This is a genomic window from Gimesia fumaroli, assembly GCF_007754425.1.
In the GTDB taxonomy this organism is placed as follows: Bacteria; Planctomycetota; Planctomycetia; order Planctomycetales; family Planctomycetaceae; genus Gimesia; species Gimesia fumaroli.
Genome location: NZ_CP037452.1, coordinates 653,957 through 676,104, shown reverse-complemented (window position 1 = coordinate 676,104; position 22,148 = coordinate 653,957). Strand labels below are relative to the sequence as shown.

Annotated in this window: 18 protein-coding genes; 11 read left to right on the top strand and 7 right to left on the bottom strand. The window is 47.9% G+C overall.

Annotated features, from left to right (window positions below; all coding sequences use genetic code 11):
- Positions 1-7 precede the first annotated feature (7 nt).
- Positions 8-817, bottom strand: coding sequence for a peptidylprolyl isomerase (locus Enr17x_RS02650; protein WP_232100925.1), 810 nt, complete (start codon positions 815-817; stop codon positions 8-10).
- Between the two features lie 56 nt (positions 818-873).
- Positions 874-1,791: a carbohydrate kinase family protein gene (locus Enr17x_RS02645; protein WP_145305682.1), complete on the bottom strand. Its 918-nt coding sequence runs from the start codon at positions 1,789-1,791 to the stop codon at positions 874-876.
- 136 nt (positions 1,792-1,927) lie between these two features.
- Here Enr17x_RS02645 and Enr17x_RS02640 point away from each other — a divergent pair, with 136 nt between their 5' ends.
- Positions 1,928-2,356, top strand: a complete 429-nt coding sequence (locus Enr17x_RS02640) for an acyl-CoA thioesterase (protein WP_145305681.1) — start codon at positions 1,928-1,930, stop codon at positions 2,354-2,356.
- A 166-nt stretch (positions 2,357-2,522) separates the two neighbouring features.
- On the top strand, positions 2,523-4,982 hold the full coding sequence (locus tag Enr17x_RS02635) for a helicase HerA domain-containing protein (protein WP_145305680.1): 2,460 nt from the start codon (positions 2,523-2,525) through the stop codon (positions 4,980-4,982).
- A 61-nt stretch (positions 4,983-5,043) separates the two neighbouring features.
- Here Enr17x_RS02635 and leuS read toward each other — a convergent pair whose 3' ends face one another.
- Positions 5,044-7,968 (bottom strand): leucine--tRNA ligase, encoded by a 2,925-nt coding sequence (gene leuS / locus Enr17x_RS02630; protein WP_145305679.1) that lies wholly within the window; start codon positions 7,966-7,968, stop codon positions 5,044-5,046.
- A 304-nt stretch (positions 7,969-8,272) separates the two neighbouring features.
- Between leuS and Enr17x_RS02625 the strand changes: the two genes are divergently transcribed.
- Positions 8,273-9,238 carry a TIM barrel protein gene (locus tag Enr17x_RS02625; protein WP_145305678.1) on the top strand — a complete coding sequence of 322 codons (966 nt, stop codon included), beginning with the start codon at positions 8,273-8,275 and terminating at the stop codon, positions 9,236-9,238.
- Positions 9,239-9,284: 46 nt separating this feature from the next.
- Complete coding sequence (locus Enr17x_RS02620; protein WP_145305677.1) at positions 9,285-9,665, top strand: DUF5658 family protein; 381 nt, start codon at positions 9,285-9,287, stop codon at positions 9,663-9,665.
- 19 nt (positions 9,666-9,684) lie between these two features.
- Here Enr17x_RS02620 and Enr17x_RS02615 read toward each other — a convergent pair whose 3' ends face one another.
- Positions 9,685-10,419: an RsmE family RNA methyltransferase gene (locus Enr17x_RS02615; RefSeq protein WP_198000934.1), complete on the bottom strand. Its 735-nt coding sequence runs from the start codon at positions 10,417-10,419 to the stop codon at positions 9,685-9,687.
- Positions 10,420-10,760: 341 nt separating this feature from the next.
- Between Enr17x_RS02615 and Enr17x_RS02610 the strand changes: the two genes are divergently transcribed.
- Positions 10,761-11,597 (top strand): ExeA family protein, encoded by an 837-nt coding sequence (locus Enr17x_RS02610; RefSeq protein ID WP_145305675.1) that lies wholly within the window; start codon positions 10,761-10,763, stop codon positions 11,595-11,597.
- A 50-nt stretch (positions 11,598-11,647) separates the two neighbouring features.
- Positions 11,648-12,343, top strand: coding sequence for an HAD family hydrolase (locus tag Enr17x_RS02605; protein WP_145305674.1), 696 nt, complete (start codon positions 11,648-11,650; stop codon positions 12,341-12,343).
- Here Enr17x_RS02605 and Enr17x_RS02600 read toward each other — a convergent pair.
- Positions 12,340-13,026 (bottom strand): SOS response-associated peptidase, encoded by a 687-nt coding sequence (locus Enr17x_RS02600; protein WP_261343413.1) that lies wholly within the window; start codon positions 13,024-13,026, stop codon positions 12,340-12,342. The two genes, Enr17x_RS02605 and Enr17x_RS02600, sit on opposite strands and share 4 nt — an antisense overlap.
- A gap of 149 nt (positions 13,027-13,175) precedes the next feature.
- Between Enr17x_RS02600 and Enr17x_RS02595 the strand changes: the two genes are divergently transcribed.
- Positions 13,176-14,129, top strand: coding sequence for an aldo/keto reductase (locus Enr17x_RS02595; protein ID WP_145305672.1), 954 nt, complete (start codon positions 13,176-13,178; stop codon positions 14,127-14,129).
- 22 nt (positions 14,130-14,151) lie between these two features.
- Here the strand turns inward: Enr17x_RS02595 and Enr17x_RS02590 are convergent, their stop codons facing one another.
- A complete protein-coding gene (locus tag Enr17x_RS02590; protein WP_145305671.1) occupies positions 14,152-14,817 on the bottom strand; it encodes a response regulator transcription factor in 666 nt (221 codons plus the stop codon).
- A gap of 1,008 nt (positions 14,818-15,825) precedes the next feature.
- On the opposite strand from Enr17x_RS02590, the gene Enr17x_RS02585 reads away from it, so the two are divergent.
- The 4 genes from Enr17x_RS02585 (at position 15,826) to Enr17x_RS02570 (ending at position 20,566) form a co-directional block, all read left to right on the top strand.
- Positions 15,826-16,401, top strand: coding sequence for a chemotaxis protein CheX (locus Enr17x_RS02585; RefSeq protein ID WP_232100923.1), 576 nt, complete (start codon positions 15,826-15,828; stop codon positions 16,399-16,401).
- A 64-nt stretch (positions 16,402-16,465) separates the two neighbouring features.
- Positions 16,466-16,831 (top strand): response regulator, encoded by a 366-nt coding sequence (locus Enr17x_RS02580; RefSeq protein WP_145210236.1) that lies wholly within the window; start codon positions 16,466-16,468, stop codon positions 16,829-16,831.
- A 141-nt stretch (positions 16,832-16,972) separates the two neighbouring features.
- Positions 16,973-18,946, top strand: coding sequence for a sensor domain-containing diguanylate cyclase (locus tag Enr17x_RS02575; protein WP_145305670.1), 1,974 nt, complete (start codon positions 16,973-16,975; stop codon positions 18,944-18,946).
- A 183-nt stretch (positions 18,947-19,129) separates the two neighbouring features.
- A complete protein-coding gene (locus Enr17x_RS02570; RefSeq protein ID WP_145305669.1) occupies positions 19,130-20,566 on the top strand; it encodes a sodium:proton antiporter in 1,437 nt (478 codons plus the stop codon).
- A 98-nt stretch (positions 20,567-20,664) separates the two neighbouring features.
- Here the strand turns inward: Enr17x_RS02570 and Enr17x_RS02565 are convergent, their stop codons facing one another.
- Complete coding sequence (locus Enr17x_RS02565) at positions 20,665-22,068, bottom strand: SGNH/GDSL hydrolase family protein (protein WP_145305668.1); 1,404 nt, start codon at positions 22,066-22,068, stop codon at positions 20,665-20,667.
- Between the last annotated feature and the right edge of the window lie 80 nt (positions 22,069-22,148).

Below are 22,148 nucleotides of genomic sequence, written 5' to 3'. Positions count from 1 at the left end.
ACCAAGTCTATTCGTCTTTCTTTGCTGCTTCCTCTTTGGGTTTGTCGGCAGTTGCCTCTTCCTTCTCAGACTTTTCAGCCGCCGGTTCAGCAGGCTGCTTGTCGTCCTTTGCCTCTGGTTCAGCAGACTCAGACTTTGCCTCTGTCTTGGCGGGCTCTTCTTCGACGATGGTTGCCTTGATGATGTAGTCCAGCATCGGAAACTCTTTTTTCAGGTACGCATTGCCTTCTCCCACAATTCTGCCTTGAGAGGGCCCGGAGCCGCTGGGAGCGCCTTCACCATATCCGTTGTAAAGGGAATCAACCACATCCATGCCTTGAATGACTTTTGCAAAGGGTGAGAAACCATAATCCAAATTCGAGTTGTCACCATAATTGATAAAGAACTGTGTAGAACGAGTATCGGGACCGGCATTTGCAAACGAGACATACCCCCGTTTATTCGATTCCACGACAGGATCGTCCGGAATATTGTTGTCGCGCCATTTGGCGTGTAATGCCGGATCACCATTGATCCCCACCTGTGCCATGAATCCGTCAATCACGCGAAAGAAGGCACAGTTATCATAAAATCCCATTTCAACGAGTTCCTTAAAACGTTCTGCCCCTTTAGGAGACCATTCCGGATGGACCTGCAGCAAAACGTTACCCTTGCTGGTTTTCAGAAGTACCTGATAATCTTCGGCTGTTGTCGTAGGAGTTCCACCTTTGGAAGCAGCCTCGGGAACTTCCGGGTCACCAGCTGTTGGTGTTTCTCCTTTGCAGCCCACAATTCCGATCATCACAGAAAACAGCGCTATCAAAATCAATCGTGACATCAAAATATCCCTTACTCTCTCTGAAGTAATAAAACTGTATATAAACTCAAACTGACCTAAGTGTTCTGAATTTCCTGACTGAGCCGTTCAAACTCTACTCGCAGTACAGGCATCGCCCCTGCTTGACTGGCAACAAGCCCTCCCACCCGATTAGCAAACAATGCCGCCTGTTCCCAACCCCATCCCAGCAGGCGCCGGGAAATCAAAGCCGCAGTAAACGCATCACCGGCTCCCACTGCATCTGCCACTTCTACGGGACTGCCTGGAATCTCATATTGCTGATTGTCGGCGTAAATTAAACATCCTTCTGAGCCACGTGTGATACAAACGGCATCGACTCCATACACTTGTTGAAGATGTTGTGCAAATATCTGCAGGTCTTCTGCTGAAATCGCCAGCAGTTCAGATAAAACCTGCACCTCATCCTGATTTAGTTTAACGATCTTCGCTGCTGACAAAGACCGTTCAATCCAATCGCGGTCGTAGTACTTCTGACGTAGATTGATGTCATACACAACCAGACAGTCTGAACTCGTTGCCGCCAGACACTCATGTATCGACTCGCGTGAGTCTGCTTCACGCTGCGCGAGCGTGCCAAAACAGACAGCCTGCGCCTGTTTCATCAACTCAGCTAATTTGTCGTTAAACTCCAGGTGATCCCAGGCAACCTGTTCATGAATGGTATACTGCGGATCGTTGGCATCGCTAAATTCAACGGTCACAGTTCCGGTCGGAAATGTTGTATCGATCTGCACATACTCTGTGGAAAGTTGCTGCTGCTTTAAAAAGTCGAGTAACTCGGTCCCCAACTCGTCCTGCCCGACGCGAGTGACAACAGTCCCCTGACAGCCTAGTTGATTCGCCTGAAAGGCAACGTTTGCCGGCGCACCGCCGGGACGTCTCTCATCACCAAAACAGTCCCACAGCAATTCACCTAAACCGATTACCAGTGGAAGCGATGTTAAATTATTCATGGAACTCTGATTCAATTCTCATTCAATTCAATTACACTGTTTTAATGCCGCTGATTCAACGAGTATCGCGTCGTTCACTCAGCATAGCACACGTTCTGTCTGGTGATACCATACCATAACCCGGGATAGAAATTCCATGCATCGCATTTATGAATACTGTCATTTAGTCACCCCCGAGGAAATTGACGGATTGGGTCACGTCAATAATGTTGTCTATCTGAAATGGCTGCAGGATGCGGCGGTGGCCCACTCCACCGCCAATGGCTGGTCTGGCCGCCGTTATCGGGAAATGAAAATCGGCTGGGTGGCACGAAGCCATTATATTGAGTACTTGCAACCTGCGTTTGTGGATCAGGAAATTGTCGTACAGACCTGGATTTCCACGCTGCAGAAAGTTAAATCCCTCCGTAAATACCGGATCGTTCGGCCCACGGATTCGGAGCTACTGGTTCGCGCAGAAACAAACTGGGCGTTTGTGAATTATGAAAATCTCACGCCACGCCGCATTCCGGAAGAGGTCGCTTCTTGCTTCTCAATCGTTCCCGAACAGGAAGAGCCCGTTTAGTATTCGTTGACTCCTGATACACCGTTCAAAAACCCAGTGAAGTTTGTCAACTCTTGCGTGAAATCATCGTTCCTGCATGTTACGCTATCAGAAATTCAAATACTGACAGTTCTTGAACCTTTGAACCGATTTCTTCTTCCTTTCTTCTTCCAGTTCATGGTGAGCAATGACGGATCAACCTTACGAAAAGCTTGGTGCATTCTATCTGGGTCGAGAATACGATCTCCCCAACGACACGATTAAAGACGACCTGGTTCTGTATGACAGCAAAGATCTGACAACACACGCTGTCTGTGTCGGCATGACCGGTAGTGGCAAAACCGGGCTCTGTCTGTCACTTCTTGAAGAAGCCGCCATCGACGATATTCCTGTCATCGCCATTGACCCCAAAGGGGACCTGGGTAACCTGCTGCTCAATTTTCCAGAATTGAAACCCGCTGACTTTCGCCCCTGGATTGAAGAAAGCGAAGCGGTCCGCAAAGGAAAAACGCCGGATGAGTACGCCCGTTGGACGGCCGACCTCTGGAAAAAGGGACTAGCCGACTGGCAACAGGACGGCGACCGCATTCAGCGACTTCGCTCTGCCGTGGACATGGCCATCTACACGCCGGGCAGCAACGCCGGTTTATCGATCTCTGTTTTAAAATCGTTCGATGCACCCAGTGATGCGGTTTTGAATGATAGCGACGCCTTCCGAGATCGGATCATGTCGGCGGTCTCCGGTCTACTGGCATTACTCAAAATCAATGCCGATCCGATTAACAGCCGCGAACACATTTTACTCTCCAACATTCTCAGCAATGCCTGGAAGGAAAGACGGAATCTCTCCATCGCCAGTCTGATACAGGAAATCCAGGTTCCCCCGTTCGAAAAGATCGGCTTCCTGGATCTGGAAACGTTTTACCCATCCAAAGATCGTCTGCAACTCTCAATGCAACTCAATAACCTGCTGGCCTCTCCAGGATTTGAATCCTGGATGGAGGGAGAAGCGTTGAACATTGAGAATCTGCTCATGACGAAACAGGGAAAGCCACGCATTTCCATTCTCTCGATCGCCCACTTGTCCGAATCAGAGCGCATGTTTTTCGTAACAGTCTTGCTCAATGAGGTGCTGGCCTGGGTCCGCAGTCAGTCGGGAACATCAAGCTTGCGGGCGATTTTATACATGGATGAAGTCTTCGGTTACTTCCCCCCTACCGCGAATCCGCCTTCGAAAACACCGATGCTGACGCTGCTGAAACAGGCCCGCGCTTTTGGACTGGGAGTCGTACTCTCCACACAAAACCCGGTCGACCTCGACTATAAAGGGCTCTCGAACACGGGAACCTGGTTCATCGGTCGCCTGCAGACCGAACGGGATAAAGCACGCGTGCTGGACGGACTGGAGAGTGCGTCCGGATCCGCCGGCAGTCAGTTTCATCGTCAGGAAATGGAAGCGATTCTGTCTGACTTGGGAAGCCGAGTCTTCCTGTTACACAATGTGCATGAAAATGCGCCTGTCGTATTCCACACCAGATGGGCACTCTCCTATCTCCGCGGACCACTTACGCGCTCACAGATCAAACAGTTGATGGAACCCCACAAGGAGGCACTTACCGAATCCACAACAGAACCTACGACGTCTGCACCAACGATCGCCGCCGTTACAGAACAGGACTCGGGTCAGCCGCCGTTAATTTCTCCTGATATCAAACAGCGAATCTTCACCGCATCTACATTGTTGCCTCAAAGCAGCCGTCTCGTTTATCGTCCCGGCGTCATCGGTCTGGCAAAATTACGGTATGCTGACGCCAAGTCGAAAGTTGATCTCTGGCAGGACGTCGCCATGCTGACCACAATTACTGGCACACTTCCCGAATCACTCTGGGAAGAAGCAACCCCCATTTCCCCCGGCAACCTGGAGTATGACAGTGAGCCCGCCGCACAAGCACAATTTGCTGAAGTCGATAGCGCACTGACACGGAAGACACAATACAAAACCTGGGAAAAGGACTTAAAAACATATCTCTACCAGGAACGCCCTTTGAACCTGTGGTTCAATGCGGCCCCCAAACTCTATTCGGATCCAGAAGAAAACGAAGCCGCTTTCCGCGCCCGCCTCAAGCAACTGATGCGCGAAGAACGCGATTTGCAGATCGAAAAACTGCGCACGAAATATGCGTCCAAATTTGAAACGATTAAAAACCGCATCCGAACTGCCGAAGAACGTGTAGCACGTGAAGAATCTCAATACAGCGATAAAAAGCTGAGTACCTTCCTTTCAATCGGCACGACCATTTTCGGTGCCCTCATGGGTCGAAAAGTCACCAGTGCCACCAACGTACGGAAAGCGTCTACTGCAGCGCGCAATGTGGGCCGTGCCGCCAAAGAGCATGGGGATATAGGACGGGCGAAGGAAGCACTTGAGGTGCAACAGCAAAAATACGCGAACCTCGAAGACCAGTTCCAACAGGAATTAGACAAGCTGGAAGAACCCATTCATCCCGAAGACTTCGAAATTGAAGAGTACCCGGTCCGGCCGCGCAAGTCGGACCTGATGGTGAATGAAGTGGCATTCGCCTGGCTCCCCTGGTCTGTCGACATGACCGGCATCAGCCAGCCACTCTATCGACTGGACGGAGAATAGAACGAAATTCGTAAATAAAACAGGAGCGAAGCCGTGAATAGTTTCGCTCCTGCTTGAAAGTTTATTTCACCACGAAATTAATCATGCGGCCGGGAATCACGACTGCTTTGACAATCGTTTTACCTTCCAGGTACTTGGCGACCGTTTCGTCCCGCTCGGCTGCCTGCTGCATCGCTGCCTGGTCGGCGTCAGCCGCGATGGAGACTTTGGAGCGTAACTTTCCGTTGACCTGTACCGGAATTTCGACGACCGACTCCTGCAATAACGCTTCATCAAATTCCGGCCAGCTTTGGTAAGCTAACGATTCGGTATGCCCTAACACACTCCAGAGTTCTTCCGCAATGTGCGGTGCAAACGGTGAAAGGAGCAAAATAAAATCAGATAAGACCGACTTCGATCGAACTTTCTGCTGCCCCATCGCATTCGTAAATTCCATCATACGACTGATGGCCGTATTGAAGGATAATTTATCAATATCTTCGGTGACGGCTTTGATTGTTTTGTGCAAAATCCGTAACTGTTCTTCGGACGGTGACTCTTCCGAAACCGCTTCGTTCAATTTGACTTCTTCAGCACGTTCCTCAATCATCAATCGCCAGACTCGACCGAGAAATCGACTGACTCCTTCGACGCCACTCATGCTCCAGGGTTTCGTTGCTTCCAACGGCCCCATAAACATTTCATACATGCGTAAAGCATCGGCACCGTACTGTTCGACCACAAAGTCCGGATTCACCACGTTGCCTCGTGACTTCGACATCTTATGAGCGCGGCTGTTCACAAAAATAGTGGGATCATCAACAAGTACAAAATCTTCGCCCTGCTTTTGCACCTGATCCGATGTCAAACTAACAATATTCAATGGCTTGCCCGTGGATGTCTCGATCCACTTTGTTTCGGACTCATCCGACTCTTCAACTTCCTTGGAAGAGACCCAGGCACCCTCTGTCGTCTGAAAGCCCGTCAATTCAACATCGCCTAATATCATCCCCTGGTTGACTAATTTCTGGAATGGTTCGGGGCAGTTCACAAACCCACGGTCAAACAAAACCTGATGCCAGAAACGGGCATAGAGCAAATGCAATACGGCATGCTCGCCGCCACCAATGTAGAGGTCGACGGGCAACCAATGCTTTTCGTTCTCAGGGTCCACAAAGCGTTCGTTGTTCTTCGGATCAGCGAACCGCAAATAATACCAACAGGAGCCCGCCCATTGCGGCATACTGTTGACTTCACGCATGAGCCGTGTGCCATCAGCGTCGGTTTTATACAACCATTCATCCGGAGCAACAGAAAGCGGTGGATCAGGAGTTCCAGCCGGCTTGAATTCTTTCAACTCGGGAAGCTCGACGGGTAAACTCTCTTCCGAATCAGCACGCATCAAACCAGTGATCTTGCCATCCGCACCCAATTCATGCCAGATCGGAAACGGCTCGCCCCAGAAGTGCTGTCGGCTGAAGAGCCAGTCCCGCAAACGATAGTTGACGGCCCCTTTCCCAACGCCCTGCTCGACCAAATTCGCGGTGATCTGTTTTTTGAAGTCCGCCGTTGGTGTGCCGTTAAATTCACCAGAATTGATGGCTGTCCCCAAACCGGAAAACGGTGTTCGTTTTTCTCCTTCAATTTCCGTTTCGAGTGCCAACTCGTCTTTCGAAGGCTCATAACCGGCCGGTGGTTCGACAACGGGAATGATGGGCAAATCGAATTCGACGGCAAATTCCCAGTCGCGCAAATCGTGCGCAGGAACCGCCATGATGGCCCCCGTCCCGTAGCTGATCAAAACATAGTCGGCAATCCAGACCGGAACTTTTTCGCCATTCACCGGATTCACCGCATAGCTGCCGGTAAAAACGCCTGTTTTTTCTTTTGCCAAATCGGTTCGATCCAAATCGCTTTTGAGAGCCGCCTGCTTTCGATACACTTCGACCGCTGATTTCTGGTCGTCTTTCGTTAACCGATCTACAAACGGATGCTCCGGCGATAACACCATATAGGTGGCGCCGTATAATGTGTCCGGACGTGTTGTATAAACCCTTAAGACATCTGTTTCAGGCTCTTCCGGAAAACCGGATTCTCCCCGCGCTGTTAGCCAGGCTGAAAAAGCTTGTTCCAAATCTGCACCAGACTCTTCCAAGCCAACAAAGAAATCAAGTTCTGCCCCTTCACTACGGCCGATCCAGTTTTTCTGCAACGACTTGATCGAATCCGACCAGTCCAACCCTTCGAGCCCATCGATCAAACGATCGCCATATTTTGTGATACGAAGCATCCACTGGCGTAAGGGAATTCGTTCCACCGGGTGGCCACCTCGTTCACTCTTACCATCAATAATTTCTTCATTCGCCAATACGGTTCCCAACGCCGGACACCAATTCACCGGGGCCTCATGCTGATAGGCCAACCGCTGACGGTCCTGATATCGGCGGGTTGCTTCTTCCCCCGCTGCTTTTACTTTTTCAGGAATCGGCAACTCGCTGATCGGCCGGGCACGCCCCACACGCTGTTTTCCATCAGGGCCCGTCCATTCGCATTCGCTGTCAAACCAGGAATGAAATAACTGGAGAAAAATCCATTGCGTCCAGCGGAAGTAATCGGGATCGGTAGTCGAAAATTCGCGGCTCCAGTCGTAACTGAAACCCAACATCTTTAACTGACGACGGAACGTATCGATATTCTTCTGTGTGGTGATCCGGGGCGGCGTACCTGTCTTGATCGCGTGTTGTTCAGCAGGCAATCCAAAGGCATCCCAGCCCATGGGATGTAAAACCTGTTTTCCCTGCATACGGGCATGCCGGCAGACAATATCCGTGGCTGTATAACCCTCCGGATGACCAACGTGTAAACCATCGCCTGACGGGTAAGGGAACATATCCAGCACGTAGAGCTTGTCTTTACCCTCAACGAATTCACCTGTCTTGAATGTTTCGTGCTGGTCCCAATAGGTTTGCCATTTGGTTTCAATCCGCTTGGCGTCGTAACGAGGCATTGTGTCCGGTCTTCCTAAATAGGTCATGGGCACAAGGCCCGGTCAATAATTTGATTTACAGCCCGACAGGGTTCATTCCCCGGCCGCACATCGTAACAAACAGACAGGTAAACTGTCAGTGTTATCTATAGTAATAGAGTAAGTTTAGCCATCCTCAGAAACTTTGCAATTCTGCCTGTTTTTGATATCGAGGGTTTCTTTACAGTCTCTGATTTGTCAAAATGGGGGCTCCTCGATTCTAAACTTACCCGTTACCAGTATCAGCGCATTCCTAATTATTCGGCTTAGCCCTGGAGTAAACATAATGGCAGTTCATTCACACTCTCCCTTCGTGCAGGAAATCAATCGACGTGACTTCCTGAAAGCTTCTGCTTTGTGGGGCGCAGGAGCACTGACTGCAGGCTCATTGATCACTGACACAATAATGGCAGCAGGAGTTCAGGACAAGAAAGCACCTGAGAAACTCAAACTGAGCCTGGCCGCCTATTCGTTCCATCGCTACCTGAAACAAAGCTGGCCGAAACCGCGTCCGAAAAAGATTCCTGCGACGATGAACATTCAGGATTTCGTACGCTACTGTGGCGAATTGAAACTAGATGGTTGCGAATTGACCAGCTACTATTTTCCGAACCCGGTCAGCAATGACTATCTGAAACAGACTCGCGATCTCGCTGGTTCCCTGGGTCTGGAAGTTTCCGGCACTGCAATCGGAAACGATTTCTGTTTGCCCAAAGGAAAGGCCCGGGATGAGCAACTGGAAATGACACGGAAGTGGATCGATTATTCCGCGATACTGGGTGCGCCAGTGATTCGTATCTTTGCAGGACGCGTGCCTAAGGGAGGCAACGAAGCCGAAGCAATCCGCATGTGCCAGAAAGGCATCAATGAATCATTAAAATATGCCGAGAAGAAGGGAGTCAGCCTGGCACTCGAAAATCATGGTGGCATCACTTCGACTCCGAAACAAATGATGCGAATCATTGAAGGTATCAACAAGTCACCCAATTTTGGAATTAACTTCGATAGTGGAAACTTCCGCACCGAACACCCGTACGAGGATCTTGCTCAAATCGCACCACTGGCGATTAACGCACAGATCAAAGTGGAAATGGGAGCACGCGGAAAGGAAGTGCCCGCAGATATTCCACGGATCGTCAAAATTTTGAAAGACGCTCATTACAAAAACTTCATTGTGCTGGAATATGAAGCGAAAGAAGAACCCAAAGAAGCGATTCCCGGCTATATTCAACAACTACGGAAACTTGTTTGAGACTTACTGTATTCCATTTGAGTTACTGGTTAAGTAAGAGGCGATCATGGAAGAAGCTCAGCCTGAACCCCCGGAACAGGAAAAAGGACGCTCGTTCTGGAGTCATCAATTGCCTCTGGAACGAGAGACCTGCGTTTTTGTTTTAGTCAATGCGTTAGACGTTTTCATGACCTATCTCTTACTGGTGACAGGTGGCTTCAGAGAATCCAACCAGCTTGCGAATTTTTTTATCGCGCGCTGGGGCATCAAAGGCATGGTATATTTTAAGTTCTCCCTGGTCGCAGTCGTCACCGTGATCGCACAGATTGTTGCCAGAAAAAAAATGGCAACGGGCCGTAACCTGCTTAACTTTGGTTCTTTGATTGTCGCCGGCGTCGTGATTTACAGTTTTGTACTGTTTCTCCGATCAGGGCATCTGTTTAAATAACCTGAGTCGGCGCAAAGAATCATTCTTTTGTTTGCACGGCTGTGAGACGAACCAGCCCTGCTAATAAGATCGCCGCGGTTTCAATTCGTAGAATCGCTTCACTCAATTTGATCGGTGTCGCGCCTTTATCGAGTGCTGCCTGGACCTCATCAGCAGAGAAGCCGCCTTCGGGTCCAATTAATAGAACCATCGGACACGCAGCAGCATCAGCCCCACGGGAATCCATCAATTCCAACGGACTTCCACCCGGGTCTGCTATCAACACACGCTGCTCGGCCTGACTGACATCATCCAGAAATTCATGAAATTTCTGTAACGGCGATAACTCCATTAACCGCGTCTGGCCTGATTGTTTCGCAGCAGCGACGATCGTTTGTTGTAATTTTTTCAAACGATTTTCGCCCGGGTCAACACTGCTGCGCTCTGTGATCAAAGGCACCAGTCTGGTAACGCCCAGTTCCGCCGCCTTCTCAACCAGCCAACGAAAGCGGTCTCCTTTGGGAACGGCTGTCGCCAGAATTACCGGAATCTGGGTATTTGCAGGAGATTCCCTTCGCGCCGTTATTCTAACCTCCACACTCTTTCGTGCTGTTTTCGTGATCTCGGCATCTGCTTCCACCCCCGTGCCATTAAAAACCTCTACAGTATCGCCGATCCGCAGGCGTAACACGTGCAGCAAATGATGGGCTTCACTGCCTTCTAAGACGAGCAGATCCGAATCGAAAGAACCTTCAAAGTAAAATCGATGTGGCATAAAAAACTTCAAGCTTTTCAAAATGCGTAAGTTGAGGAAAAAAGAATAGGCGGACGGGGGTTCGGTCATGCCGATGACACCGAAAGACCGATTTTAACAATAAGGGAAGCTTCGGCCTCAGAACATACCTCTGTTCTCTTTTCTGAAACTTCGCTCCCTATGGATGGTATCTTGATCTCTGTGCGTTCTGCAAGGAGTAGAGAATCGGAAGGCATTGTTTCCAGAGCACATTCAATAAAACCGTAGCCCATTCTGGATCATATTGACCCGATGGGTGCTCAAAACACGACAATCAACCCGATTTCGGGCTCACCCCAAATACAACAGGTCAGAAGAAAATCATGTATTGCGATTTCTGGAATTTGACACGCGCACCCTTTGACCAACAGCTGGACCTGGAATACTTTTTTGAAAGTGAATTCCATGAGGAAGCACTGGCCCGCTTACTGTTTGTGGCAGAAGAGCAAAAGAAATGTGCCGTGTTCACAGGTCCTGCAGGAACAGGTAAGTCTTTCACCCTCAAAGTATTTCAAACGATCTTGAAAAGAAGCCCTTATGAGTGTGAATCGATTGATCTACTCGGGTTGGGAGAAGAGGAATTCCTCTGGCAGCTTTGTGCGCAATTACGCCTCGGCCCCGCTTATACAACCAGACTGCCGCAACTCTGGCGTCAACTGTCAGATTACCTGACGGGACTGCAAATGACTCAAGGCCGCCTGATCCTGCTTCTGGATCATGTAGACCAGTGTCGTTCCGAATGCCTGAAAACAATTGAACGCCTGCTCCATACCGGAAATCAGCGATTTCCCGCCTTAACAATCGTCACCACCTCTGGCGCTCTGAATCCCGGGACAGCAACTGTCGTTGCCCAATTATCAGACCTGGCGATCGAACTTGGATCATTTGATCAGGAAACAACGGAAAATTATATCCGCTACCGTCTGAATCGCTCTGGCTGCGGAACACCACTCTTCACAACAGACGCGATTCAAGAAATTCAATCAGCGACTGATGGCACACCAGAAAAAATCAATCAAATCTGTGATCTGGCTTTGTTAGCAGGATATGAACAAAACCTGCAGGAGATCGGTCCTGAAGTGATCAGCAGAGTTGAAAGTGAAATAAAAGGGGCTCCCCTCACTACAAACCGCATTTCCGAAGTCGTACATGGTGTATAGAATAGTGAGGTCACAACCCACTTGCATCACTTTTGAATCACTGGCGGATTATGCATATTTGTCTGTTTGATATTGATGGTACCTTGATCGATACCGGAGGTGCCGGTCAACGATCTATCCTGCATATGCTGGAAGAAGAGTTTCGGGTTTCTGCGCCCGTGGAAGGCATTCCGACAGCCGGAAGAACGGACCATGCCATCATGGTAGATCTCTTCGACTACTTTGGAATTCCAAATACAAGCCAGAATCGACAACGCTTTGAAGCTGGCTACCTCAAACTGCTTGCCGAAAAACTGAAAGAACGGCAAGGGCGTGTCTTGCCAGGTATCAAGCCGATTTTGGAACAGCTGTCCCAGCACACGCACATAGACCTCGGCCTGCTGACTGGCAATTTTGAACATGGTGCCCGGCAGAAACTGGAACACTATCATTTGAAACACTTCTTTGAGTTCGGTGCCTATGGAGATCATCACGCCAATCGAAATGATGTCGCTCACGAAGCAATCAAACAGATTCAACAACGTCACTCTCCCGAATCACTGGCAGGAACTTCAATCTGGGTAATTGGAGATACGCCCAGTGATATCCACTGTGCGCGAGCAATTGGAGCTAACGTGATTGCGGTTGCAACTGGTGTTTATCCTCTGGAAGAACTCCGTGCATGTGAACCAGACTACCTGTTTGAGCACTTCGAAGAAATCGAGCCTCTCCTCTCACTGTTCGCAGCACCAGAAACAACTGGCTAAAACAGCGTTTTCTGCTCCTGAATCGGCTCGATGCATTCCGGGGAGTCATGAACGACTTTATTCACATAGGAGCTGACGGGAAAAGCCTGCATCTCCTCTGCGGGATAGGTCTGCAGCAACCGCTCCAGCTGCGGAACGGGAGTGGTATCGGCACTCAGCCAGCGCGCATACTGTTCGGGACGCAGAATCACGGGCATACGGGGGTGAATGGTTTCCAGCAGCGTATTGGCGGAAGTCGTCAATACGGAGCAGGTTTCCAGTTCTGTGCCGTCAGGGCTCTGCCACTGTTCCCAGATCCCTGCCATCGCAAACAAGGGTGCCTCATTGATTCGGACACACATGGCTTGCTTCGAGCGATTCCCGGAACTCTTCCATTCATAAAACCCGTTGGCGGGAATCAGACACCTGCGATAGCGAAAGGCACTCTTGAATGCGGGTTTCGAGGACGCCGTTTCTGAGCGAGCGTTAATCATCGCCTGCCCTGGCGCAGGATTTTTCATCCAGCCGGGAATCAGCCCCCATTGAAAATGCTTCACATGCAAATCGTGTTGACTTCTGGTTATTGCCAGCACAGGTTGAGAAGGTGCAATATTAAAACGGGGAGAGATACGGGGAAAGCTGACCATGTGAAATAACTTCATGATCTCTTCGTCAGGCGAAAATAAGAAAAACCGTGCACACATAATCTCGATTTGCCTTCAATTGTTTCGTGCAAACAATATGATGTTCTCTAAGCCAACGGTACGCTATGGTAGTTCATTCTGGGCTGAATCTCCATTCATCCGCTTCAAGACATGACTCTACTCTTTGATCTCCTACAGGAACAGGTGCAATGACTGCTTTGCGAAATATAGGAAACACAAATATTCAGGTGACCCCCATCGCAATGGGTTGCTGGCCGATTTCCGGAGTCACGAGTGTTGATGTTACCGAAGAGGCAAGCCTCGCGACCTTGAATGCCGCTTTTGAATCGGGTATCAACTTTTTTGATACTGCTTATTGCTATGGCTATGAAGGAGAAAGTGAGCGTCTGATCGCAAAAGCACTGGGGGAGAAACGAGATCAAATTGTGATTGCCACAAAGGGCGGCATTCACTGGTCTGACAGGAAACAGATTCGAAATGCATCACCAGCCAGAATCAAACAGGAATGCGACGAAAGTCTGTCGCGTCTAAATACAGACCGGGTAGAGCTCTATTATTTACACGGCCCTGACCCTGAAATTCCGGTCAGTGAATCTGCAGGAGCGTATAAAGAACTTCTGGAAGCCGGAAAAATACTATCGATCGGCGTATCAAATTTTACTCTGGAGCAACTCCAGGAATTTGCCGCTGTCTGCCCGATCTCAGCATATCAACCGCGTTATAATATGTTGCAGCGCGATATCGAAACAGACCGTCTTCCCTGGTGCATTGAGAATCAGATCTCAGTGATGGCTTACTGGCCATTGATGAAAGGATTACTGGCCGGTAAACTTCCCCGCGCTCACCAATTCGCTCCCGAAGACGGCCGGCAAAAGTATCCCATGTTTCATGGAGCAGAGTGGGAAAAAAATCAGGACTTCCTGGATGAACTGCGTATTCTGGCAAGAGACTTGAATCAAACGGTAGCCCAGATTGTGATACGCTGGACGATTCAGCAGAAAGGAATTACGTGTGCGTTATGTGGGGCCAAACGCCCTGAACAGATTATCGAAAATGCAGAAACCATGAATTTCAAGCTCTCGGACTCGCAAATGGAATTAATCAGTCGTCTGATTCAAAAGCGTGGTCCAATTTGTTCCTGAAGATTCATAAAGCAGTAAACTCTTAAGGGAGAGTCAATCCTTCACGAATGGAATAGCGGGCCAGTTCGACCCGATCATGAATGCCCAGTTTGTGCATAATGCGATATTTGTGACTGTCAATCGACTTCTCAGAGAGATGCATTGAGCGCGCCACTTCTTTGACACTCTTTCCCCGAGCTAGATGTCGCAGGACTTCGATTTGGCGGGAGGTCAGCGAGGCCAGCATACTTTCTGACTGAATTGAGTAACGATTCTTCTTATGATCGAAAATCAGTCGTTCCTGAACCGATTGTGAGAAACAGTATTCACCCCGGGCTGCTTTTTTGATGGCGTGAATCAATGATTCAATCGGCTCGCCCTTCAACAGATAACCAACCGCGTTTACTCTAAGTGCCAGTTCAATAAAAATGTCTGAAAGATAGCCAGTGAGAAAAATCATTTTGGTGTTTTTCAATCGCGACGAAATTTCTTCACCGATATCAAACGAACCTCGCCCCGGCAACTCAACATCCAGGATCACAACATCTGGTTCTGTTTCAAGAATGAGGGCCAGTCCATCATCTGCATTGGTCGCTGTCCCGACAACCTCAATATCTGAATCGCGTTGAAACCGTGTCACCAATGAATCAACGAGCATCAAATGGTCGTCTACCAATACGACGCGAATTAGATCAGTTGAAGTAAGCATGTTGGCCCCCAGATAAAATAAGTGAAGAAATTATAGATATCAATTAACTAATGGTTCAATCTACTTTCCACCATTGTTTATTTATTATTAGCCCCTTCTAAGATGTCTCTGCATTTTTTAGAGAGAACATGCACATCATTTGTCACGTCTTCCACGAGTGGGTCTAATTCTTTTAATATATCAGCTAACTCAGTCTCTAGATTTTTGGAGGGCAATGCCCCTAGGCAATCATGCTGACACTGCAAAATTGTTAAGAAATTATTTAGTCGATGACATGTGGTTCGAACATCTTGAGCGAACTCAAAATGGTCCTGATGAAATGATTGTGCCATTGGCATTTGCGCTTTAGCTAAATAACACAGCAACTACTTAATTATATCAGCACATAAGAATATAGAACTGAACGAGTATCTTTATCCAACTTCTGAGAAATGATGAATAAAGTCTTGTTGAAATGATAATATGATTTCTTCGTATCAAGATACAAATTGATCAGCCATTAGTAAGATTCCCTATCGTATACAATTTTCACTCGATGACTCAACTGCAAATTGAGAGAATTCTGCAGTTGAATCCCTTAGATACGTTGAGACTTTCGTCAAACGAAGCCCCAAAAAGCGATGCACGCCTCAACAGAAAACAGGAGTTCCTTGTCCTGTTCTTTTCTCTGCTTTCATAACATATGCCAGATACTGCAGGTTTCTTGCTTATTTGCATACAAAGAGGGAGCCCACTGAGACTGGCCTCTCTACTCTGAACCTGGTATCGCGGTTGCCTTGAATTATTCAGGAGGGATTACACTGTATTCCTGCAGGCCAAGGCCTCCGATATATCCGGCAAAGTCGGAATACCCAGACACGGCCTGGGAGCCGTGTAATTATTATTTCCAATATCGTGTTGATATTTTGGCACATGTAATTTTTCGTGATCTATGTTCTAAGTGCACGATTATTGAAAAACACCCTATGTCATTTTGACGCCATCTGAAGTTGAGCATCATGCTCACACTTGGATTTCAATAAACCAGCAAGACTATCTTTAAAATACTTCAGAAGAATTGATTTTGAATTATTCCCAGGAAACAGGAACTTGATAATGACGTCAACTACCACAGGTAAATCGGAGCTCACTGCAGAATTTGTGAATCCAATCATCAGCTCAACAATCTCTGTCTTTGAAATGATGCTGGGTTGTACGCCAAAACGCACCGGATTGAGTCTAAAGGCGGACCACATTCCAGAGCATGAACTAAGTGCTGTGATTGGTATTTCTGGAAAAGCAGCCGGAACACTGGTTCTCAGTTTATCAAAAAGTGTAGGCATTGGAATTTTGGATCGCCTCGTTGGAATTTCATCCGACGAAATCAACGATGAAGTCTGTGATGCCGTTTGTGAATTGGCGAATATGATTGCCGGATCAGCAAAAGCACAGCTGGAGCATCTGGAAGCATCAATCAGTATTCCCAATATTATTACCGGAAAAGGGCACACTGTTCATTACCCTTCGAATGTTGTCCCAATTTGTATCGCGTTCGATTCAGAAATCGGAACTTTCACCATTGAAGCAGGATTTTCTGATCGTTAAGACGCCCGTTTGACTAATACTTGTTTTTGAACGAATTACTGACTTAAAGATAAAGGCCATTCCAATGAAAGTATTACTTGTTGATGACTCAGGAACAATGAGAACAATCCAGAAACGATGCTTGTCGAAACTGGGTATCGAAGATGTAACTGAAGCAGAAGATGGAGTCCAGGCTTTAGAGATATTTCAGGCTTCCACGTTTGATATTGTTCTGAGCGATTGGAACATGCCAAATATGGACGGGCTTCAACTCCTGAAAGAGATCCGTCAGCGTAACAAAGATATTCCCGTGATTATGATTACAACCGAAGCAGAACGTGCTCGCGTAGTCACGGCAATTCAGGCTGGTGTTTCTGATTATCTGGTCAAACCATTCACCCCGGACAGCTTGAAAAGCAAACTGGAGCGATGGGTTACCTCAAACGCATAACACAAGCCAAACAAAGCCTGGCTAATTCCATCCAGGTTGACTTTGAATGCGATTGGGAAAACACAGAGCCATCCAGAGAAATTCACTTATTGAAAATGACTGTATTTTCATTGAATTGGATTACCGCAAAGGTCTTAGAAAATGATTTCTCCTGAAAAAATTTGGTCTTCAGATCAATTACCAACCTTACCAGCGGTCGCTGTGCGGCTGTTGGATCTTTCAAAAAATCCGGATACGGATATTAAGGAAGTCATTGAGACGATCAAAGCAGATCCTGCGATTACAGCCAAAATATTGAAAGCCAGTAATTCTTCATTTTTTGGTTTAAGAACTGAGTGCAAAGGCATTGAGCGGGCAGTGCCCCTGTTGGGGACAATGGTGGTCACCTCACTGGCTTTAAGTTTTTCACTTTCGGAATCGGCAATTACGGAAGGACCGTTGAAATCACGATTTGATTCGTATTGGAAACAATCCATCATTCAGTCTGCGGCAGCAGAACTGTTAGCCTCAAAACTGGGGAATGAATTAAAATACGATAGTTTTCTGATCGGTCTGCTCCAGGATATTGGCCATCTGGCAATGCTCCGATCCATTCCGAACGACTTGTTACCGGTCCTTGAACAAGCTGAAGCGCAACAACGAAATAACTCTGAAGTAGAAACTGAAGTCCTGGGAATCAACCATGCCGAGGTTGGTGTTAAAATGATGGAACGCTGGCAGATGTCTGAGCAATTCAAATCTGCAATCGAACATCATCATGATTCATTTGAACAACTGAAAGCTTTGGAATCAGACCCGAACTTCAAGCTGATCATCATCATCGCAACCTCAGCATCGATTGGTGACTACTTCTGCTCCCCCAACAGTGGACTGGCATTACATCGACTGCAGGCACTGACCTCAGAATTTTACAATATGCCACACGATGACCTGCATGGCTTCCTCGAAAATGTTCAGTCCCGATTTGAAGAAGCAGCGCAAGTATTCCAAGTCAATATGGATGACATTGGATCGCCTTATGAAATCATGGCAACTGCTAACGAGCAGTTAGTTCAATTGACGATGAAAGCCCAGGTCGATTCGACCCAAGCCTGTGCTCGCCAAGCCGTCATCGAAGAACAAAAAGTAAAACTGGAATCGGAAAATAAGCAGCTGCAAAGCAAAGCCATCCATGACCCCCTGACAAAAGCATATAACCGCAGCTACTTCAACGAAGCCTTCGAAAAAGAAATACACTGTTGTGCCCGATCTGCACAGCCGATTGGAATTATCTTCTCAGACATTGACCGTTTCAAACAACTCAACGATACCTACGGGCATCAATTTGGCGACCTGGTCTTACAACGCGTTGCCCAGGTAGCCAATGAATCCACACGTCGTTCCGATGTCTTCTGCCGTTATGGTGGTGAAGAATTCGTGATCATGGTGAACAACCCTTCCGAAAATGGAATTAAAGAACTGGCAGAAAGACTGCGGGCCCTGATTGAAAACGAAGTCATTGAGTTCGAAGGGCAACGGGTCCCGGTCACCGCCAGCCTGGGCGCAGTCGTAGGCATTCCTCCTCGAAACATCACAGGGTTCGCTGAGCGACTGGTAGCCGAAGCAGATGAGGCAATGTACGAATCAAAAGAAAAAGGAAGAAACCAGGTCCACGTTCGTTCGATTATCAGTCAGGAAGATCAGGAACTGCACCGGCTCATCAAACGTAGCAGATTCAGTCGCTGGTTGGTGACCAAAAAAGTTTTTGATATTCCCACGATTTCCAAAGCACTGCTAAAGTGCCCTAAACAGGGCGAACAAGTCAAAATAGGCGAACTTTCTATCGCTGAAAAATTATTGACAGCAGATCAAGTCGTCAAAATCCTGGATCTTCAGAAAAAAACAGAAAATCGATTCGGCGAAGTTGCCGTCCGGAACAACTTTCTGACTTTAGACCAGATTGCCTATCTACTGGCATTGCAGATTGAACCACCAATCGCTTTGGGTAAAACATTAATCACTCTGGAGCTGTTGGATAGTACGCATACCGCAGAACTGGTGAAACAGTACTTGTCTGAAATTAAAGACAGTGCAGCTCCAAAAGAAGAACGACAAACCGAGTTTGTAAATTCATAAACACAATCTGAAATCATCCGGATCTGGACGTTGTACGTGATCTCAGATCATGCCATAATCCACGATTTTATTCCGCCAATGAAGACAAGAGGCTCATTCTTGTTTTCGCCACACAAACCGAAAACGGATTTTCGAATAGTTACCCATTTACATTAATCCCCCTAATTATGGAGGGCGATTGAGATGAACTTAATCGCTGATGCACATACGCAACTGGAAGCAACAACTCTCGTATCAACTGCGGAAGTCACGCATGACGAACACCACGCCCATGCAGAACCACCTGCTTTTTATAGCGTGATTCCCTTCGCCGCACTTTTGTTGTGTATTGCGTTTCTTCCGTTAATTCATAAAACCGAAGAGTGGTGGGAACATAATAAAAACCGCCTTCTCGTTGCCGTCAGCCTGGGACTGGTCACCTTACTTTACTACACCTTTCTGTATGGACACGGTGTGGTAGACCATGGGACTCATGAACTGTCGGCTCCTGGATTTCCGGCGGCAATCGTTGTCCTCAAGAATGCCTTACTGGTTGAATACATTCCATTTATCGCACTGCTTTTCAGCCTGTATGTCATCAGTGGCGGGATTGCCTTTAACGGTAATCTGGTCGGACGCCCGATTCTAAACACAGGGATCATTGCCATCGGGGCGGCGATCGCCAGTTTCATCGGAACAACCGGGGCCGCGATGTTGCTGATTCGTCCGCTTTTGAAAGCAAACCAAAAACGAGACTACGTAGCCCATACAGTCATCTTCTTTATTTTCGTCGTTTGTAATACGGGCGGCTGCCTGCTTCCCATTGGTGACCCACCCTTATTTCTTGGATTCCTCCGAGGAGTTCCCTTTACTTGGACGCTTTCACTTTGGCCGATGTGGCTGGCAATGAACCTCTCGCTACTGGCTGTTTACTTCGTGTTCGATACAATTCGCTATAGAAAAGAAGATAAAGAAAAGGTCGAAGCACTGCCTGAAGTCTCAGAACCATTTTCACTTAAAGGCAGCATTAACTTTCTGTGGTTACTGTTAGTTATCTTCTGTGTTGCAGTCCTTGATCCTTCTAAACCCGTTCCAGGTACTGATTGGCATGCTCCGCACTTCTTTCGCGAAGTCTGTATGTTTGCTCTCGCAGGAATCTCTCTGTTAACCACTTCCAAAATGATTCGGAAACAGAATTCCTTCAACTATGAAGCAATTCTCGAAGTGGCTGCGTTATTTGTCGGTATCTTTATCTGCATGCAGGCACCTGTCCAGATTTTGAACGTCAACGGAGCCTCACTGGGTATTGATTCTCCCTGGAAGTTTTACTGGGCAACAGGAGTACTCTCGAGTTTTCTGGATAACGCACCCACCTATGTTGTCTTCTTCGAAACAGCAAAAGCAGCTGGTACAAACGGGACCGCCGTCGCAGGGGTCAACGAAGTTTCGCTGGTGGCTATCAGTCTGGGCGCCGTTTTCATGGGTGCCATGACCTATATTGGGAACGGACCAAATTTCATGGTCAAAGCCATTGCAGAAAAGAATAACATCCGCATGCCCAGCTTTTTTGGCTTCATGGCCTATAGCTGTGCGGTCCTGCTACCACTTTCGATTGTTTTGACCTTTGTCTTCCTGGTCTGATTTCCCAGCCCTAATTAGAAAACAAAAACAGGCAGCCCGGGTGACTTCACCTCAGGCTGCCTGCTTCTTTATCAGGGTCTGTTGATCCCGGTAGCTTATTATTTCTGCTTCCGGACAACGACTTTCTTCAAAACGTACTTACGGGCCACCGGCTGATTAACCTTAAAGATTTGATCTTCCAATGCCAGATCAGCCGCTTCGCTTTCCTGGATCGTCTCTTCCTGGTTTTCCAGTTGTTTTTCTAACCGGTCCAGTCGAGCTACCTGCGTTTTATCCTGCTGATCTCCTTGCGCATCCAGCTCGCGTTTGATTCGTGCAAACTGCTGAAAAGCACGCCAGCTGTTCCGCTTATTCTTAACGGGACCATCGTTGCGTTCTTTGTTCAACAACGCGACTTTCATTGCCTGCTGGTACTGAGGCGTTTTCGCGTTACTCTGCAGTTCAATATGTCGTGCCAGAGCCGTATTGGCATATTGTCCGACTACGTTGCCATCAATCGACAATTCATAACGACCGGGTGGCAATCCATGAATCGACAATGATTCCTGACTCATTCGATGCCCCAGCTTGGTCAATTCAGCTCCCAATTGTGCTTCTTGCGGCACTACCCAGGGCAGGCTGTCTGCCAGCCAGGTAAATGATACGCCATTATCGGTATACTGCAGATCGGAAAGTTTCCCCCCTCTGGCAGAAGCGGTGGGTTTTCCCTTGGCATTCTGACTGATGTTAATCCGTGAAACCTGTCGTTGAACGTTCATGTCGGATAATAATGCATACGCCATTACCACCTGTCCCGGTGGATCTGGGTGAATGGCATCTTTAATGATCGTAAACGAAGGATCTTTTTGACGGGCAGTAAGCGTAATATTATTCAACGGGCTATACATGTCAACAAAGCCAAATCCCGACTCTGATGCCACTTCGCGCAACCATGTTCCATAGTAAGCAAGAACCGAGTTATACAATTCGACTGCCGCTGGATCCCGTTTCCGTTTTCCCATTCGTGCGGCCCGCGCATCAAACATGGTCGGTGTCATCAGAATCGGTTGTGCGCCGATTTCTTTGATTTTGGCGATCAATTCCTGCATATCTTTGTAATACGTCTGGAAAATGGCCTCATTGAATGGTTGATACTGCCCATCGTTCATCCCCAGCAAAACAGTCACATACTTAGGCTTATATGCGGCGACATCACGATCAAAGCGAGCCAGAGCATCCCAGGCCTTAGCGCCACCAACGCCGGAGTTATGAAACTTCAATCGCATCTTGGGATAGCGAGTATAAAAAAAGTCTTCCACATACTGCGTGTAAAGACATTGGTGCGTGATACTGTCACCCAGAAAGACAATCGAATCTCCTGATTTGAGATCAAGCTTTGCCAAAGGGGCTTTATGGGCTTGTTGTTGTGCTTCCTGTGCCCGTAAATCATGAGTTGCTGTCTGCAACAATAAAAACAGTGCAAACAGGGAGATCAGTCGCTTCCTGATCAATGAATGTTGCATGGTGTCTCTCCTCGTTCTAAACAGAAAATAGAATGATCCGGTTCCCTCAGGAACGGTTTGTTTGATTTAAAGTGAGATCT